This is a genomic window from Sphingomonas sp. 77B, from assembly GCF_056497825.1.
This window is the reverse complement of record NZ_JBWMBY010000001.1, coordinates 870,669-887,581: the sequence shown is the minus strand read 5'-3', so window position 1 is coordinate 887,581 and position 16,913 is coordinate 870,669. Positions and strand designations below refer to the sequence as shown.

The following is a 16,913-nucleotide window of genomic DNA, read 5'->3' as shown; positions in this document are numbered from 1 at the left end:
CCGGCGACGCGATGCCCGCGCCTCACGGGGAGCAATGTAGCATGATCCGCATCGTCTTCAATGTCGAGCCGGTGATCGCCCGGCTGGGCCGGGTCAGCCAGTTGTTCGACGACATGAAGCCGGTCTTCGAGGACATCGGCGAGTATGTGGTCGAAGCGACGAAGAAGCGCTTCACCATCTCGACCGCACCGGATGGGACGAAGTGGCAACCCAAGAGCCCGGCGACGATCGCGCGCTACCAGGCAAAGAAGGACGGCAACCGCCCCAAGCCGCTGATCGGCCCATCCGGCCGCTTGGGGCGCGAGATCAACCAACTGGCGACGCGTGACCAGGTCGAAATTGGATCGCCGCTCGAATATTCGGGCGTTATGCAGGATGGCGCAGCGAAGGGCGCTTTCGGCACCGCAGCGAATGGCAGCCCGATACCTTGGGGGCGTATCCCGGCCCGCGTCTGGCTAGGCTTGTCAGACAACGACAACCGAAACATTCTCGACATTGCCGACGAACATCTGGCAGAAGCCACCGGCGATTGATCGCTTGAGAGGCGTCTAAGACACCTCTGCTGCCCGCCCTGGCGGGCATGTTTTCAGCTCCCCGCCCCGTCCACAACGGCGCCATGACGGGGATGGCCACGGCGCTCTGCGCCGCAATCGACATCAAGGGCGATGAAGCGCCCGAATGGGTGCACCTTCTGCCCGCCGGGCAGGTGCGCACGGTGGACGGGCGCGGTCCCTATTCGGTCGCGGACGTGACAGCGCTATGTGCCGCCTCCATGCGCGGCGGCAAGCTCGCGCTGGACGAAAATCATTCAACCGACAAGGCTGCCCCGCTTGGGCTGTCCGCGCCCGCACGCGGCTGGATCGTCGAGCTTCAGGAGCGCCAGGACGGCGTGTGGGGCAAGGTCGATTGGACGCCCGAGGGGCGCGAGCTGGTGCGCGGCTATCGCGGCATCTCGCCTGTCATCCGTCACGACAAGCGCAGCGGCGTCATCGACGCGATCCTGCGCGCCAGCCTGACCAACACCCCCAATTTGGCAGGGCTTACCTCCCTGCATTCCGTGGAGAAGACCAACATGGACTTTCGTGCCCTGCTGATCGAGGCGCTGGGCCTCGATAGCGATGCCGACGACGCGGCGATCGCCGCCGCGCTGAAGGCGAAACTGGCCAGGGCCGAGGGCAGCGAAACCGCGCTGCAATCGGCCCTGGCCCCGATCGCCAAGGCCGCTGGCCTGGCGGTCGGCGCGGACGCCGCGGCCATCGTGCTGGGCGTCCAGAAGCTGGTCGGTGACGGCGACGACCGCGTCATCGCGCTGCAATCCGAGATGGCGACGCTGAGGGATCAGGTCGCCAAGGATAAGGCGACGGCCTTTGTCGACGCGGCGATCGCCGCCGGTCGGGTGGGCATTCAGGCGGCACGGGAGGATTATATCTCGATGCACTCCGCCGATCCGGCGCGTGCGGAACGCCTCATCAGCGCCATGCCGATTGTCAAGGCAGGTGCGACGCTGACCGGCGATCCCGAGCGCGGCAAGGACGGTCTGAGCGCGGCCGATAAGACCGTCATCGCCCTGATGGGCATCGACCCGGCCGAATACGCCAAGACCTTGGCGGAAACCAAAGTGGAGGCGCTGTAATGGCTGCTCTGACCGCCGGGCGGAACACGCCCCGCCGAGACCGCGACATGGAAAGCCACCCGATGCGTGGCGGCGTCAAGATTTTCATCGGTTCGCTGGTGATGATCGACGGGGCCGGGTGGGCTGGGCCGGGCGCAACGTCCGCCACACTGAAGCCGGTAGGCTGCGCGCAGGAAACCAAGGCGTCGGCCGCAAACGGCGAACAACGCATCCGCGTTCGTCGCGGCGTGTTCCGCTTTGCCAACAGCGACGGCGCTGACGCCATCACGCGAGCCGATATCGGCAACCAGGCCTTTGCCGTCGACGACCAGACACTGGCCAAGACCTCGAACAGCGGCGCGCGCAGCGCCGCCGGGACCATCCGCGACGTGGACGCCCAAGGCGTCTGGATCGCGATTTAAGGGCGCGACTGACCAATGATTATCAATTCCGAAAATCTGGCCGCCCTGCGGGTCGGCTTTTCCACCACCTTCAAGAAGGGACTTGGTCAAGCGTCGTCGGATTATCTGACCGTCGCGACCGTTGTTCCTTCGACCACGAAGGAACAACGCTACGGTTGGCTCGGCAAGGTGCCCAGCGTCCGTGAATGGATCGGCTCTCGTGTCGTCCAGAACATCAGCGAGTCGGACTATTCGATTAAGGAAAAGTCCTGGGAGCTGACCCTGGGCGTCGATCGCGACGATATCGAAACGGACAACCTGGGGACGTACTCGCCGTTGTTCGAGGAAATGGGGCAGTCGACCGGCGCGAAGTGGGATGAGCTGACGTTCGCGATGCTGAACGGCGGTTTCACGTCCAACTGCTATGATGGCCAGTTCTACTTCGACACCGATCATCCGGTGCTCGACGCGAATGGCAACACGGTCACCGTCGCGAACACGGATGGCGGCAGCGGGCCCGCGTGGTTCCTGTTCGACAACAGCCGCGCGATCAAGCCGATCATCCTCCAGAAGCGCAAGGACTTCAAATTCGTCTCCAAGGACAAGGAGACGGATGACAATGTCTTCGACAAGAACGAGTTCCTGTACGGCGCGGATGCCCGTGCCAATGCGGGCTATGGCTTCTGGCAGTTCTGCTGGGGCTCTCGCCAGCCGCTGACGCCGGACAACTACGAGAAGGCCAGGACCGCTCTCCAGTCGATGAAGGGCGATTACGGTCGGCCGCTTGGTATCAAGCCCACGACACTGCTGGTGCCGCCCACGCTGGAGCGAGCGGGCAAGAAGATCGTCGTCAGTTCGAAGAATGCGGCCGGTGAGGACAACGAGTTCCAGGGCAGCGCCAAGCTGGAGGTGTCCCCGTGGCTGGCGTAAGCGGTAGCAGCTCGCGCACCCAGCGCCGCACCCCCGACGCGTCGACCGATCCGGTCGAGCAGAACCAGGCGACCGGCGCGGCCGAGGGCGGCGACAATGCCCCCCCGGCGAATGCGGACGGCGGCGCGTCGTCCAGCTCGACGACGTCCGCTTCGGAAGGTCAGGCGACCGGCGCCGACAGCCAGAGCCAGGTCAGCATCGACACGGACGTAAGCGGCGGGAACGCCGCCCCGTCGAACGCAAGCGGTGTCGAGTCAGCGCTTGTCGAACAGGTCGAGGCCCTGACTGCCCGGAATGCGGCGCTTCAGGCGCGGGTCGACTTGCTCGAAGCATCGGCGCGCCCGGCCAATGTCGAGGGACAACCGTCCCTGGACGCGCTGTTGGCGGGCAAGACGGTGTGGGCGATCGAAGTCGTCGGGCCAGCGGCGGGCCGCTGGCGTGCCGGTCGCCGGTTCGGACCGGAGGCGCAGACGTTCGTCGAGGGGCAGCTGACCGATGACGAGCTGAAGGCGATCCAGGCCGATCCGCTGCTGACGGTCGGTGTCAGCCAGGTGCCCGTCCATGCTGCGGGGGCGATGTGATGCAGATCGTTCAGGTCCTCGCGCTAGCGGCTGCGGAACTGCCTTCTACCGCCCGTCGGTTTCATGACTATGTCGACTTCGCCCGGTCGAATGCCGGTCGGCTTCCCGCAAACCGGAGAAACCGCGCCACCGCTTACGCTAGCCGCCAGGCGAATGTCCGCCGGATGCAGGGACGTCCCAACCGTAAGCAGGTCCGCGCGGCCCGCAAGGCCAAGTACCGGAGCGTGGCCGCGTGACCTACACGACGCTCGACGCGCTACGCACTCGCTTCGGGGAGGTGCTGCTGATCCAGGCGACCGACCGGGCGGGCGCTGGCGTCGTCGACGTCGCGATGGTCAACCAGGCGCTGGCGAACACCGATGCCACGGTGAACGCCGCGCTGGCGGTTCGCTATCAGTTGCCCCTCGCCACGGTCCCGGCCGTGGTGGCGGACATCGCGCTGGCGATCGCGGTCTACAAGCTCCATGTCTTCGCCTGTGATCCCAAGATCAAGGACGATTACGACCAGGCGCTGAAGGACCTGGACGCGATCGCCAAGGGCAATCGCAAGCTGGACGTGGCCGGTATTGAGCCGACATCGTCGGGCGTGGGTGGCGTGATCGCCACCGATCGCGAACGGCCGATCACGCCCGAGACGATGCGCGGTTACATCTGATGGCGACACTGGCGGATCGGGTCGCCCAGATTGCGGTGCTGAAGGGGCGCATTTACCCGGCCGCCAAGCTGTCGGCATTGATGGCGCAGAACGCGCTTGGCCAAGTCTGCCCGGCCGCCTTCCTTCTGCCGCTGGGCATCGGCGGCGGTTCGGTCGACGCCGTCACGGGCCTTTACCGCCAGAATATCGAGCGCCTGCACGGCATTCTGCTGGCGGTGCGCGGCATCAATGATCCGACCGGCGAACAGGCGCTGCAACAGCTCGAACCACTGGTCGAGCAAGTGATCGAACAAGTCGTGGGCTGGGGTCCCGAAGGGAACCGGGTCGGCGGCACCTATCGCCTCGCGAAAGGCGAACTCATCAGTCTGTCGGCGGGCACGCTGACCTACCAACTCGATTTCGCGATCGAGGACCAGTTGAGGTTCCAACGATGAAGACGACGAAGGACGGCCAGGCGGCCGATCAGACCGACACGCCGATCGAACAGACGCCCCCGGCCGCGACGCCGGTCGAGGAAGCAGCCCCGGCGTTCGACCCGGCGCTGGAATGGCCGTCCGAGGGCGGCTGCTATGTCCGCCAGGCGGACGGCACGCTGAAGAAGGAGGGCTGATACGATGGCCGATCCGATCGTCTGGAAATCCAAAATCCTGCTGGTCAAGACCGAGGCCGACTATGGCGTCGACTCTGGTCCGACCGGCGCACTCAACGCGATCCTGGCGACTGACGTCCAGCTTCAGCCGATGGAAGGCGAAGACGTTGCGCGCAATCTCGAATTGCCCTGGATGGGCGCGCAGTCGACCAAGAAGGTCGCTCTGCGGGCGGTGCTGACCTTCACGGTCGAACTGGCGGGATCGGGCACGGCCGGGACGCCGCCCGCCTGGGGGCCGATCATCCGGGCGTGCGGCGCGGCGCAGATCGTCACCGCCAACACGTCGGTGGAGTACATGCCGGTGACGACCGGGCACGAGTCCGTCGTCATGCACTTCTGGATCGGGCCGTCGCGCCACATCTTCCTGGGGTCGCGCGGTACGGCCGTTCTGAGCGTCAACGCCAATGGCAACCCGGTCATCCGCTTCACCATGACCGGCCTGTTCACGCTCCCCGCCGACCAGGCGCGGCCGGTCGTTGACCTGTCCAATTTCAAGGAACCGGAGGTCGCGACCAAGAAGAACACGCCGGGCTTCACCATTGGCGGCCTGCCGTTCATCCTGCGCTCCTACGAGCTGAACCTGGGCAACCAGGTGGAGCCGCGCATGTTGATCGGCGCGGAGCGCGTGGTGATCGTCGACAAGGCGGAGACGATGCAGTGCACTGTCGAGGCGGTGCCCTATGCCGTCTACAACCCGTTCGCGATCGCGCTGAACAACACGCTTCAGTCGGTGGTCCTGCAACATGGGATCATTGCCGGACGCAAGGCGACGATCACGACGGCGCAGGCCGAGCAGGATCGCCCCGGCGGCCTTCAGAACACGCAGAACGTCGTCGAGTGGCAGCTCGGCTTCAAGCCGCTGCCCAGCGGCACCGGCAACGACCAGTGGAAAATCTCGCTGACCTAAGGGGGAATACGATCATGTTCATTATGGCAGACGAGCCGACGTTCGAGTCGACCGTGGAAGGTAAGCAGCCGGGAGGGGCCGACTTCAGTTTCAAGGCCACCTTCGCGGCGCTGGGCTCGGATGCGCAGGCCGAGTACGACCTATCGACCGATGCAGGGACCAAGGCTTTCGTGCGGCACGTCACGCGCGGCTTCAGCGACGTCCTGGCCAACGACGAGACGCCGGTTCCCTACAACGATCAGACCCGCGACTGGCTGGTCGACAAGCCCTGGACGCGCGCCGCCCTGGTCAAGGCGTACTTCAAGGACGTCTACGGGGCGCTGCTGGGAAACTAGAGGCGGCGGCACGGACCTGGGCGCAAGGCGGCGCGGCGGATCATAGTGAGGCCATCGAGGACGCCGCCCTGGCGGGGCTGTCCGAGCTGGCCGACCGGCTCCGCCAGTCCCGCCCCCAGGGCTTTGCCGTCTGGCCCGAGAACATGGCGATCGTCGACGCGTGGATGATCGTCAACACGCAGTGGAATGCCCTCTCATTGCCCAATGGCCAGGTCCTCTGGCTGGGGCTGCGATACGGCGATGTGAAGGTATCGCTCGGTGAGGCGCACATAGCGCTGACGCCCGAGCAATGGTCCCGACTGAGGCTGATGGAGCGGGTGGCCGCCGCAACGCTCAACGGCAAGAGGTGATTTCGTGACGCTCAAGACATCGCTTATCATCACCGGCGATGCGAGCGGCGCGAAGAAGGCCGTCGACGATCTGAAGGGCGGCGTTGGCGACCTCGCCACCGCCGCGCGCGGCACGGCGACGGCAACCCGCGACCTGGCCGAGGCGCAACAGACCGTTGCCACGACCGCCCAGCAGACGGTGCAAGCGGAAGACAGGGTCGAACAGGCCTATGGTGATGCCGCCGTCGCGGCTCGGCAGCTGACCGCCGCACAGGGCCAACAGACGACGGCCAGCCGCGCGGCCGCCGCCGCCAACGACAACCTCTATCGATCGGTCGGCCAGCAGAAGGCTGGCATGTTCCAGTTCAGCCAGAACTTGCAGGACGTCGGCGTGCAGGTGTCGATGGGCACCGACCTTTTCCGCGTCATGGCGATGCAGGGCGGCCAGCTGGCGACCGCGATCGACATGATCGGCGTCAAGGGCGCGGGCGGCCGCCTGGCGGCGTTCCTGGCGGGGCCGCTTGGCGCGGTGACGCTGACCGCGATCGCGATGCTGGGACCACTGGCGGCCAAGTTTTTCGAGGTGGGCGAAGGCGAGGACGCCGCCAAGGAAAAGGGCCTATCGCTGGTCGATGCCCTGTCGAAGCAGAAGTTCGGCACCGAAGCCGCAACGAAGGCGATCGACGATTACAATGACGCGCAGGGCCGAGCGCGCGAAAATACTGACATTGCGATCAAGCAGAGGCTGGACGAAGCTGCCGCAACGCTGAAATCGGCAGAGGCGAAACGTCAGGAAACCAAGGCGCTGCTGGAGCAGGCGCAAGCGCGTGCAACGGCGTCGATCGGCGCGCCGGGTGGCACCGTTCCCGGTGCAGCCGGGTTCCTTGACAATATGAAAGCGGCAAGTCTTGCCGCGCAGGTCAAACTCCAGGACGAGCAACTAGAGAAGCTGCGTCAGGCGCAGCGTAACCTTTACATTCAGAACGGCACGCGTGCGGGTGAGGCCGCCGCCGATCCGATCAAGGCCATCAACCGGACCTATGATCTGGAGCGCCAGCGCGCCGAAGAGGCCGCGAAGGGCAACAACCGCTTGGCCGCCTCGATCGATAAGACGGTCGAGGCGATCGAGCGCCGCCGCGCGGCAGCGCTGAAGGAAGAGCAGGAACGCCAGGCGCAGGAGCGCAAGAAGCCGCGCCAGGTGTCGATCGGCAACCAGGTCGAGCGTGACCAGGCGGGCGATCTGCTGGCCTATGCCAAGCGGTATAGCGGCCTGTCAGAGAACGTCGCCGCCGATCGCGGGCAGCTTCGCGAGCTGTTCACCAAGGCGAACCAGAATGTCGACCCGCAGATGGTCGCCTGGTGTGCAGCCTTCGTGAACTCGGTCCTGGCGGCGAACGGGATCAAGGGCACCGGCAAGCTGTCGGCACGTTCGTTTCTGGGCTTTGGGGAGTCGACCGACACCCCGAACAAGGGCGATATCGTCGTTACCGGGCGCGGGAATGACCCGAGTAAGGGCCATGTCGGCTTCTACGACGGCACCGACGCGCGGGGCCGCATCCGCGTCTTGGGTGGCAACACGAACGATAAGGTCGGGGTGTCGACCTATGCGCGGACCGATGTCCTGGGCTTCCGCCGCGCTCCGACCGCCGCGCAGTCCTACAAGGAGGCGGAGAAAGAGGCGGCCGATGCGCTGAAGGAATATCAGAAGACCCTCGACGACGTTACCAAGCGCTACCTGCCGCTGAAGGACGCGGCGAAGAACTATGCGGACGAGCTGGCGCGGATCGACGCGCTGGCCAAGGGTTATGACGCGAAGAAGCCGGATAGCGGACTGTCGCCCGAGGACGCCGCCGCTGCCCGCGCGGCGCTGAAGAAGGCGTATGACGCGCGCGTCAAGGACCTGAACATGACGCCCGAGGCCAAGGCGGCCGAGGAGGCGAAGAAGTCGATCGACGGCGTGATCGCCTCGCTAGGCCAGGAGCTGACCGCGCGCCAGGCGCTGGACCCCGTGCAGGTCAAGATGGCGCAGCATCAAGCCGAGCTGGCCAAGCTGACCGGGGATGAGCGTGTGCAGCGTGAGGCGGCCCTGCGCGGCCTCTACGCGCAGGAAGAGGCCATGAAGGCCGTCGAGGAAGCCACCCGCGCCGCCGCACAGGCGCAGCAGGTGTTTCGCGACATGGCGCTCGACGCCTTCGACGCGATCGTCCTGCGCGGGGAAAAGGCGGGCGATACGTTCAAGCGGCTCGCGTCGCTGGTCGCATCGGCCGCGATGGAAGCCGCGCTGTTCAACACCGGGCCGCTGGCCGCGCTGCTGAAGAAGCTGCCGACCGGGACGCCGCCGATCGCGCCGCCGGTGAGCGGGATCGCGGCCATCACCGGCTCCGGCGCGGGTGCGGCCGGGGCGATCGGGCTGGAGCTGGTCGGCAAGGCGGCGGGCAAGGAGTCGGGCAAGAGCCTGGAGGGCGTGCTGGACCGCGTGTTCGGCGGCAAGTCCGGCCTGGGCAAGATCATCCAGAATGCCGGCTTTGGGGTGACGGCCGCCTCGCTGACCGGCGGCAACCAGATCGGTGGCGGCATCGGTGGCGCGGCGGGCGGTTATGCGGCGTCGAAGCTGCTGACCGGCCTGCTGGGCAGTGCGGCCGGGCCGATCGGGTCGATCGTGGGTGGCATCCTGGGCGGCGTGGTCGGCAACCTTTTCAACAAGCCGAAGACGGGTTTCGCGGCGATCACGTCGGTCGACGCCAATGCCGTCATGTCGGGCAACAAGGAAGTCACGGCCGCGCTGTCGGGCAGCGCCAAGTCGATCCAGTCCGGCATCCAGAAGATTGCCGATCAGCTGGGCGGCGGGGTCGGGTCGTTCAATGTCAGCATCGGCAAGCGGGAGGACTATTTCCGCGTCGATGGCGACGGCTCCAGCCGCGTCACCGCCAAGCATCCGGGGTCGGGCCTGCTGTACAACGGCACCGACGAGACCGCCGCGATCATGGCGGCCATCGCCAATGCGATTGCCGATGGCGCGGTCACCGGGCTGTCCGCGCGGGTGCAGAAGGCGCTCCAGTCACAACCCGATATCGACAAGGCGCTGGCAGAGGCGGTCAAGGTCCAGAACCTTGAGCTGACCATGGGCGGCATCACCGCGCAGATCGACAAGGCGTTCCGGGACTTCGAGAACCAGGCGGCCGAGCGGGTGCGCCTGGCGCAAGCCTATGGCTTCGACGTGGTGGCGATCGAGAAGCGCAACGGCGAGGACCGGCTGAAGCTGGCGCAGCAGCTGGCCAAGAGCCAGGTGGGCGGCCTGCAAAAGCTGATCGACGAGATGACCGCCGGTTCGCTGTTCGAGGGCACGGCCATGGACCGCATCAAGGCGATCAACGACCAGATCGCCAAGGCGAAGGCCGATCTGGAGGCGGGCGTGGACGGCGCGGGCGATGCGCTGGCCAATCTCTATCAGCAGCGCCTGGTGGCGTCGAAAGAGGCGTATGGCACCACGTCCGCTTACGCGGCCGACCGTACCGCCACGATCGACGAAGCGCGCAATGCCATCGCACAGGCCAATGCGCGGATCGCGGCGGCATCGGGCGGCAAGGTCAGCGACCCGGCCCTGGCGACCACCAACCAGGCGCTGGCGGTGGCGAACAAGACGCTCGACGAAATGGCGGACCAGACCGCGCGGCTGGTCGATGCGGTCGAGCGCGGCAACCTCATGCGCGAAAGCGCAGGGTCGATCGGCGTCACGATCGACAGCCGTGAACTCGCTCGCCAAGCAGCTGTCTGACTGGCGCAGCTGGCGGTTTCGCGTTAAGGATGCGGCCGCCGATTAGGCCTCCAAACGGGTGTTGCCCGCCCGGTCGGGCATAACCTCTCCCGACTGAATTGGGCACGTCGCTGGACGTGCCCCGCAATCTCCATCCCCTCTTCTGATGGCCGCTGCCGTCATCCTGGTCGAAGCAAGCCCGCGCGACCCGGCGAGCGGTGCGCCCGTCACGCTGCGCCTGGCAGGTGGCGGCGGGGCCTATCCCTATTTCTACGGTGAGCAGCACTGGCGCGCCGGTATCGCGGGCCTGCCACGCACCATCGCGTCGCTGGACTTCGACGGCGAGCAGCTGGGCGGAGGCGGCGTCCCGCAGGCCATGGAGCTGCGCTGGTCGCCTGCGGGCCGGGCGCTGCTGTCGGAGGCGGCCGCGCTCTATTGGGCCGACGCGCCGATCACCGTGCGCGTCGGGCCGGAAGGCGACGCGCTCCCGCCGATCGCCACGGCGGGCCTGGTACTGGACGCGCCGGTCGAGGCGAACAGCCTGCGCATCACCCTGTCCGACGCCGCCGCCGACCTGAAGAAGTCGCTGCTGACCGACCGCTTTGCGGGGACCGGTGGGCTGGAAGGTCCGACCGAGCTGGAAAACGTCATCAAGTCCCGCGCCTGGGGGCGGTGCTTCAACGTGCCGGGCCTGCTGATCGACAAGGCCAACAACATCTGGTGCTTTGGCGATCCGCGTCAGTCCTGGCGCAGCTTCGTTCAGGTACGCGACCGGGGCGTCGCCGCGACGGCCGTCCTGATCCTGGGCTGGCAAGGTTCGGCGGAGGCGACCTTCGCGGCGCTGAAAGGTACGGCGGCTGTCGAGGGCGGATGCGTGGTCTGTCCGTCGATCGCCTGTGTGAAGTGGTGGACGGCACCGTCGGGCGACCTGAAAGCCGACATCGAGGGCGAGACGGCGGGTGGCTATGTCGAGACCGCGCCGGAGATCGTCGCGCGCCTGGTCGCGGTGCGTTCGACGACGCCGATCGCGGCGGGCGCACTGGCGGAGGCGGTGGCCTGGCGGCCCGCGCCATGCGGCTGGCGGATCGACAATGACACGGTGACCGCCGCCGATGCGGTGAGCGAGCTGCTGGGCGATGTATCGCTTAGCTGGCTGCTGACCGCTGGGGAAATCCGCTTCCGCCGCTGGGAATGGAGCGCGTCGACTCGGGTGGCGCGCAGCCACCGGGTGATGCGGCGGTCGACCGTCAAGCCGATCGGCACCCGCAAGCTGGGCTATCGCCGTAACTGGAGCCCCATGGCGCGTGGCGACCTGGCGGCAATCGTGCTGGCGCAGGACGTCGCCTATGACGACGGCACGCCCGTCGAGGCGCTGAAACCTGCGCAGGCTGGCGCGGACGTGACCGGGCAGAACACGGCGGCGGACACCAAGGCTGTCGGCGGTGTTCTTGCGCAGACCGTCGTCCTCCAGCTCGAAAAGATTGAGCAGATCGAGCAGATCAAAAGTGACGTATCGGCGATCGCGCTGGCGCAGGCCGGGCATGCTGCCGAACTGGCGGTGCTGGACGATGCCCGGATCGATATGGAAGCGGTCCAGCGTCAGATGGAGCGGGATGCGGGGCGCTTGAGCGAAGCGACCTTGCGACTGTTAGCGGAGGCGAACCGCACGCGCACGGTGCTGCGCGATGCGGGAATCGTGGTCGATCCGGTCACCGGCATCGTCCGCATCTATGCGGTCGACCAGCTGGCGGAAAAGACGTCCAAGGTCGAACTGACGCTGGATGCGCAAAAGGCGCTGATCACGACGAAGGCGTCGACCGATTACGTCAATGAGAAGATCGCGCTGGCGGTCCTCGACCCGGCGCAGGCCGCGCAGCTGGAGCCGATCATCGCCCGGCTGGCCTCTGCCGAGCAGTCGATCGACGGCCTGAATGCGCTGGTCCGCCAGAAAGCCGACCTGATCGAACTGACGCGCGTGGGCGGCCGGGTGTCGACCGTGGAACAGGGGTTGGACGCGGTGACGGGGCTGGTTGCGACGAAGGCGTCGCAAACAGTGGTCGACCGGCTGGGAGCTACGCTGAGCGCGGTCGAACAGCAGCTGGGCACGATCGGCGATACGATCGGGCTGTCGGTCAGCGTCCGGCAAGCGCGGATCGTGGCGGATCAGGCGGCGGAAGGCGCGCTGCGGGCGCTGCTGGCGGGTGATGATGCGAACCAGCGCCAGATCGCGCAAGTGGCGCAGGCGCGTCAGGAACTGACCACGCGGATGGACGCGGGGTTGCTGACCGAGGCGACCTATCGGTTGGCGCTGGCGGTCGAGGTGGCAAACGTCCGGGCGCTGACGATCGCGGAGACGACCGCGCGGATCACGGGCGATGAAACGGCCGCGCGCTCGATCGCGGCGCTGGGGGTGACGACGGATGCGCAGTCGGTCGCGATCGGGCGGCTCGATCAGGCGGTCATCGGCGTGGCGGGCGGGGTCGCTGGGACGCAGACCACCATCCGCCAGATCGCCCGTCGCGATGCCACGGCCGATGAAGCCAGCCTTCGGGCGCTAATCGCGGGCGATCAGGCGGACCAGCGACGGCAGGCGCAGTTGGTGCAAATCCAGACCGAGTTGACCACGACGATGGTCGCCAATGAAGCCGCCAGCGCGGTGGCTCGGCAAGCCTTGCTGGCGCGCATGGGTCGGGCGGAATCGGCCGCGCTCGACCTGACCAAAGTCGTGGCGGCGCTGGACGCATCTACCGCGACCAGATTGCAGGCGCTGGACGCACAGTTCGCGGCGCAGGCGGCGGACATCGTCACGACTGTTTCGCGGATCACACGCGAGGAACAGGCTCGTGCCGATGGATTGGCGGCAGAGGCGCGGGCGCGCGATGCGCTGTCGGCGCGGGTCAATGGTGTTGCGGGTGATGCCGCCAAGGCGCTGGCCGATGTCGGTGCCGAGCGGCAGGCGCGTGTCGAGGGCGATCAAGCCGAGGCGGTCGCGCGTGAAACGTTGGCGGCGCAGGTCAACGCGGTGGGCGATGACGCCACGCAAGCGTTGGCGGAGATCGGGGCGGAACGGAGGGTTCGCGCAGAAGCCGATCAGGCGGAGGCTGAGGCGCGTCGCGTGCTGTCCAGTCAGGTCAATGACCCATCGACCGGTTTGCCTTGGGCTCGATCGGCCATCGCCGACCTGGCGCGGGTCACGAATGACCGGGACAATTCGCTGGCGAGTTCGATCCAGCAGGTTCGCTCGTATCTCGACGGCATCGGCAATGTCGGGCTTCAACAGGCGTTCGAGGCGGTGGTCAATCGCCTGGGCAAGGTGGAGGGTCGCTGGTCGATCGTCATCGATGCCAACGGCAATCTTTCCGGCATTCAGCTGATCGGTTCGTCGAGCGGACCCGCGTCGTTCAACCTGATCAATACCGACCTGAAGCTGGGCACCGGCCGGGTCATCTTCGACACCGGCACATTCATGAAGGTCGAGGGTGTCGGCTTCGGTGTCGCGAAGGACCTGATCGAATGGTTCGGTCCGACCATGACCGTCGATAAGTGCAGTCGCGCCAACGCGTTGTCGTTCAAGGCCACGGATGGTGCGATTTATACGAGCGGGAGCCTGTCGGCTGGCACGTTGCGCAACGGCGGAGCGTCGAGCAGCCTAGCCGCCGATGCGACGGCCGAGGTGCCTAGTTTCGGGTCGAACGGCAAGCCGGTGCGCTACGTCGCAAGCTGGTCTTACACCAGCGAATGGACGAACATCTATCAGGCCGACAGCAACGGCCTGCGTGCTTTCGATGATGCCCGCGCGGCGTTCAACGCGACCACGGATGACGGTGGTTTGACCTACTTCGGATCGAAGCCCGAAGAGCGGGCGTCATCCACGATCACGCTGAGCCGCGCCTTCGGTCAGACTTACGAGCAGTTGGAGCAGCGGTCCTTCACGACCGAGCAGCTGACTTTTCGCGGGCTGCGGCCTGTGACCGGCGCTGGCGAGGCGGGCAATGCCGTCTTCACCGCCACGATCGGCGGGGGCTTCACCGTGCTCGATCACGTCCAATCCACCGCCAACCGGTCGCTCCGGCTGGCGCTGTCGCGTGGCTTCAACCTTTCCGAGGGCGTGATCCAGCGCCTGACCATCGTCGCTGTCGAGGAGTAAGATCATGAGTTGGTATAGCGCAGGCTCCGTCACCGTGGCGGTCGGCTCGACCGTTGTCGTTGGGGCGGGGACGGACTTCGTTTCCAATGCGTTCGCAGGCGATGCCTTTATCAGTCAGGATGGCCGCTGCTATGAAATCGGTCAGATTATATCCGCGACGGAATTGCGGCTCGTAAAAGGTTACCAGGGCGCGAGCGGGGGTGGTCAGGCTTATTCCATCCAGATGACGCAAAATTATATCCGCGAATTGGCGCTAGAGGCGGGCAATTTGCTCGCTACCTTCGCGGGCGTACGTGACGGCGCTGGTCAAGGCAATTTTCCAGGCGGCACGCTAAACATCCCGGGCATTCGCTTCCAAGGCGATCAGGATACCGGGCTGATCAATCCGGCCGTGGACACACTTGGCGTCGTTTGTGGTGGAAAGTGGTCTGCGTGGTTTTCGCAGACGCGCTTGATGCTTCGGGGCGTTGGTGAGCAGCTGAATCCCAACAACACGGGAGTCGAGCGAACTTACACCTCGCTGCATTTTCTGTCTGACTCCGGATTTTTGGTTGGTGGCATATCAGCATACCAGCCGACAAACGGATTCCAGGATTCGGCTGGTCTCATATTTGCTACGTCATTGGGCGGTTGGGCCGAACGGATGAGAATTGACGCGGGTGGCAATCTGCTTGTCGGCGTCACTTCGGGCGCGCGACATACAATCGCGCGAGCGTCCAGTGAGGGTGATGACATCCTTTATGTCCGCAACACCGCCGGTCAGGTTTCCGCTGTTTTTCAGGCGGTCGGCGCGGGCGGCTGGCAGGGTCCTGCTGCTCTTCTTCTCGGCAAAAATTCGGTCAACGGCCGATCGGTTGGAGCGGCCGGGACCGTCAACGCGAGCGGTGCTGACTATGCTGAATACATGGTCAAGGCGAATGGCTGCGCCGTTATCAAAAAGGGCGATGTTTGCGGCGTCGACCGCGATGGCTTGCTGACCGACAAATGGGCGGACGCGATCAGCTTCATGGTCAAATCGACGGACCCGTCCTTGGTTGGCGGCGACACTTGGGCTGCGCATCTGGGTCCGCGTCCTGTCGAGCCGCGTCCTGAGCCGGTCGCGCCAAGCGCGTCGGAACATGAGGAGGACGAACAGGCCGCCTGCGTTGCCTATGAGGCGGATCATGCCGCCTGGGCAGCCGAGAGCGCGGCCTATGAACGCGATCTGCCGATCTACGAAGCGGCGCTGGAGACCGCCCGCCAGAAGGTCGACCGCATCGCCTATTGCGGTCAGGTGCCGGTCAACATGACCGGACCGGTCCAGCCGGGCGATTATCTGGTGGCGGCGCAGGATGGCGACGGCATCGGCGTCGTCGCGGTCGCTGACGCGGCGATCACCTTCGACCAGTATCGCCGTCGTGTCGGGAAGGTGCTGGCGATCCGCGATGGCCGCCCATGGGTGGACGTGCAGCACGGCTGATGGCTGCGGTCGATCCTCTCTTTGCGCAATGGCTTCAGGCGCAGGCCGATTACGTCGTCGCCACCGACGCGGCGGGCGTGGCGCGCTGGTCGGCAACGGCCGTCACGACGTCTAGGTCAACCGCCATCGCAACCAAGGCTGGCGCGCAAGCCGAGGCGGAGCGCCAGCTCGCCTTTCTGTCGCGTGGGCCTTTCGCGATCGACGTCCACGAGTTCGCCTCGACCGACTGGCTGGCCTCGCTGGGCATCGTCGTGACCATTACCAATGACGAGCTGGGCTATGCTGGCGGCGTCGATGTCTTCGTGCTGGCGGTCGAAAGCGACGCCTCCACCGGCATCAGCGCGGTGACCGTGCTGCGGCCTCTGAAGGGCCTCTCATGAGCCGCTTGATGATCGTTCAACCGCGTCTGATCGCCGCCGCCGCCGCATCGCGGGGGACGGGCGTGGATAACCTCCGATCGGTCAACCCGAAGGAGGTGTGGATGGACAGCGCCACCGGCGGGACCGTGACGATCACGATCGATTTAGGCGCGCCTGTGGAGATCGACACGATCATGCTCGGCTATGTGCGGGGCAGCGTCGCGGGCAGCAGCTGGGCGATCACCGGCGGGGCGATATCGGCCGACCAGATCGCGATCCAGGCCGCGACCGCGCTGCGCGTTCCTGATGCGCCTGGCACCTTTGCCAGCGCTACCCACGCCCTTTGGACGGGGGCAGCGGTGACCGTGCGCTATATCTCGATCGCGCTGACGCACCCCGGGCCAGCCCGGCTGAGCGCAGGCGTCCTGGTCATCGGCAAGGCCTTCAGCCCGGAGCTTGGCCAGGACTGGGGCGCTGGTCGTCAACCGATCGATACGGGAAGCGCTACGGCCCTCCCAGACGGTGGTTTCGCCACCGTCGAAGGCGTCGTTAAGAGCGCCTTCAGCTGTACGTTCAGCGACCTTTCAGAGGCCGAGACACTCCAGCTCGAAGCGATTGCCACCGGGCTGGGCACCGTCCGGCCGGGCCTGCTGGTCGAGGACGCGACGCGCTCGGCCGGGCTGATCGCCCGAATGCATTACGGCCTGTTCGGCAAATGGAAGCCGTTCGAGCGCCGCAACCGGCCCCAGACGCGCTGGGACATCTCCATCGAACAGTGGGTGTGACCATGAAAAT

The 16,913-nt window shown here is 66.2% G+C and carries 16 protein-coding genes; all 16 read left to right on the top strand.

The window, feature by feature from the left end:
• Positions 1 to 41: 41 nt before the first annotated feature.
• The 16 genes from AC1GI4_RS04095 to AC1GI4_RS04020 all read left to right on the top strand — a co-directional run bounded on the left by AC1GI4_RS04095 (position 42) and on the right by AC1GI4_RS04020 (position 16,903).
• Positions 42 to 533, top strand: coding sequence for a phage virion morphogenesis protein (locus tag AC1GI4_RS04095; protein WP_479628659.1), 492 nt, complete (start codon positions 42 to 44; stop codon positions 531 to 533).
• Positions 534 to 616: 83 nt separating this feature from the next.
• Entirely contained in the window at positions 617 to 1,633 is a 1,017-nt protein-coding gene (locus AC1GI4_RS04090) for a phage protease (protein ID WP_479628658.1), read from the top strand.
• Positions 1,633 to 2,034, top strand: coding sequence for a hypothetical protein (locus tag AC1GI4_RS04085; protein WP_479628657.1), 402 nt, complete (start codon positions 1,633 to 1,635; stop codon positions 2,032 to 2,034). The genes AC1GI4_RS04090 and AC1GI4_RS04085 overlap by 1 nt, the downstream gene beginning before the upstream one ends.
• Positions 2,035 to 2,049: 15 nt before the next feature.
• Positions 2,050 to 2,943: a Mu-like prophage major head subunit gpT family protein gene (locus AC1GI4_RS04080; RefSeq protein WP_479628655.1), complete on the top strand. Its 894-nt coding sequence runs from the start codon at positions 2,050 to 2,052 to the stop codon at positions 2,941 to 2,943.
• Positions 2,931 to 3,524, top strand: a complete 594-nt coding sequence (locus AC1GI4_RS04075; protein WP_479628654.1) for a hypothetical protein — start codon at positions 2,931 to 2,933, stop codon at positions 3,522 to 3,524. The genes AC1GI4_RS04080 and AC1GI4_RS04075 overlap by 13 nt, the downstream gene beginning before the upstream one ends.
• Positions 3,525 to 3,756: 232 nt before the next feature.
• On the top strand, positions 3,757 to 4,179 hold the full coding sequence (locus AC1GI4_RS04070) for a gp436 family protein (protein ID WP_479628653.1): 423 nt from the start codon (positions 3,757 to 3,759) through the stop codon (positions 4,177 to 4,179).
• A complete protein-coding gene (locus AC1GI4_RS04065; protein WP_479628652.1) occupies positions 4,179 to 4,613 on the top strand; it encodes a phage tail terminator protein in 435 nt (144 codons plus the stop codon). The genes AC1GI4_RS04070 and AC1GI4_RS04065 overlap by 1 nt, the downstream gene beginning before the upstream one ends.
• A complete protein-coding gene (locus tag AC1GI4_RS04060) occupies positions 4,610 to 4,789 on the top strand; it encodes a hypothetical protein (RefSeq protein WP_479628651.1) in 180 nt (59 codons plus the stop codon). Before AC1GI4_RS04065 ends, AC1GI4_RS04060 begins: the two co-directional genes overlap by 4 nt.
• A 4-nt stretch (positions 4,790 to 4,793) precedes the next feature.
• Positions 4,794 to 5,735: a phage tail tube protein gene (locus AC1GI4_RS04055; protein WP_479628650.1), complete on the top strand. Its 942-nt coding sequence runs from the start codon at positions 4,794 to 4,796 to the stop codon at positions 5,733 to 5,735.
• A 14-nt stretch (positions 5,736 to 5,749) separates the two neighbouring features.
• Entirely contained in the window at positions 5,750 to 6,070 is a 321-nt protein-coding gene (locus tag AC1GI4_RS04050) for a hypothetical protein (RefSeq protein WP_479628649.1), read from the top strand.
• Positions 5,986 to 6,420: a DUF1799 domain-containing protein gene (locus tag AC1GI4_RS04045; RefSeq protein ID WP_479630346.1), complete on the top strand. Its 435-nt coding sequence runs from the start codon at positions 5,986 to 5,988 to the stop codon at positions 6,418 to 6,420. The genes AC1GI4_RS04050 and AC1GI4_RS04045 overlap by 85 nt, the downstream gene beginning before the upstream one ends.
• Positions 6,421 to 6,424: 4 nt before the next feature.
• Positions 6,425 to 10,174: a TIGR02594 family protein gene (locus AC1GI4_RS04040; protein WP_479628648.1), complete on the top strand. Its 3,750-nt coding sequence runs from the start codon at positions 6,425 to 6,427 to the stop codon at positions 10,172 to 10,174.
• A gap of 145 nt (positions 10,175 to 10,319) precedes the next feature.
• A complete protein-coding gene (locus AC1GI4_RS04035) occupies positions 10,320 to 14,300 on the top strand; it encodes a coiled-coil domain-containing protein (RefSeq protein WP_479628647.1) in 3,981 nt (1,326 codons plus the stop codon).
• 4 nt (positions 14,301 to 14,304) lie between these two features.
• Positions 14,305 to 15,759: a hypothetical protein gene (locus AC1GI4_RS04030; protein WP_479628646.1), complete on the top strand. Its 1,455-nt coding sequence runs from the start codon at positions 14,305 to 14,307 to the stop codon at positions 15,757 to 15,759.
• Positions 15,735 to 16,139, top strand: coding sequence for a hypothetical protein (locus AC1GI4_RS04025; protein WP_479628645.1), 405 nt, complete (start codon positions 15,735 to 15,737; stop codon positions 16,137 to 16,139). The genes AC1GI4_RS04030 and AC1GI4_RS04025 overlap by 25 nt, the downstream gene beginning before the upstream one ends.
• Positions 16,136 to 16,903 (top strand): hypothetical protein, encoded by a 768-nt coding sequence (locus tag AC1GI4_RS04020; protein WP_479628644.1) that lies wholly within the window; start codon positions 16,136 to 16,138, stop codon positions 16,901 to 16,903. The genes AC1GI4_RS04025 and AC1GI4_RS04020 overlap by 4 nt, the downstream gene beginning before the upstream one ends.
• Positions 16,904 to 16,913 lie beyond the last annotated feature (10 nt).

What these genes read in the sequence shown, in the direction of transcription:
- AC1GI4_RS04095 (WP_479628659.1), top strand. Translation starts at nt 42, where the DNA reads ATGATCCGCATCGTCTTCAATGTCGAGCCGGTGATCGCCCGGCTGGGC.
- AC1GI4_RS04090 (WP_479628658.1), top strand. Translation starts at nt 617, where the DNA reads ATGACGGGGATGGCCACGGCGCTCTGCGCCGCAATCGACATCAAGGGC.
- AC1GI4_RS04085 (WP_479628657.1), top strand. Translation starts at nt 1,633, where the DNA reads ATGGCTGCTCTGACCGCCGGGCGGAACACGCCCCGCCGAGACCGCGAC.
- AC1GI4_RS04080 (WP_479628655.1), top strand. Translation starts at nt 2,050, where the DNA reads ATGATTATCAATTCCGAAAATCTGGCCGCCCTGCGGGTCGGCTTTTCC.
- AC1GI4_RS04065 (WP_479628652.1), top strand. Translation starts at nt 4,179, where the DNA reads ATGGCGACACTGGCGGATCGGGTCGCCCAGATTGCGGTGCTGAAGGGG.
- AC1GI4_RS04060 (WP_479628651.1), top strand. Translation starts at nt 4,610, where the DNA reads ATGAAGACGACGAAGGACGGCCAGGCGGCCGATCAGACCGACACGCCG.
- AC1GI4_RS04055 (WP_479628650.1), top strand. Translation starts at nt 4,794, where the DNA reads ATGGCCGATCCGATCGTCTGGAAATCCAAAATCCTGCTGGTCAAGACC.
- AC1GI4_RS04050 (WP_479628649.1), top strand. Translation starts at nt 5,750, where the DNA reads ATGTTCATTATGGCAGACGAGCCGACGTTCGAGTCGACCGTGGAAGGT.
- AC1GI4_RS04035 (WP_479628647.1), top strand. Translation starts at nt 10,320, where the DNA reads ATGGCCGCTGCCGTCATCCTGGTCGAAGCAAGCCCGCGCGACCCGGCG.
- AC1GI4_RS04030 (WP_479628646.1), top strand. Translation starts at nt 14,305, where the DNA reads ATGAGTTGGTATAGCGCAGGCTCCGTCACCGTGGCGGTCGGCTCGACC.
- AC1GI4_RS04025 (WP_479628645.1), top strand. Translation starts at nt 15,735, where the DNA reads ATGGGTGGACGTGCAGCACGGCTGATGGCTGCGGTCGATCCTCTCTTT.
- AC1GI4_RS04020 (WP_479628644.1), top strand. Translation starts at nt 16,136, where the DNA reads ATGAGCCGCTTGATGATCGTTCAACCGCGTCTGATCGCCGCCGCCGCC.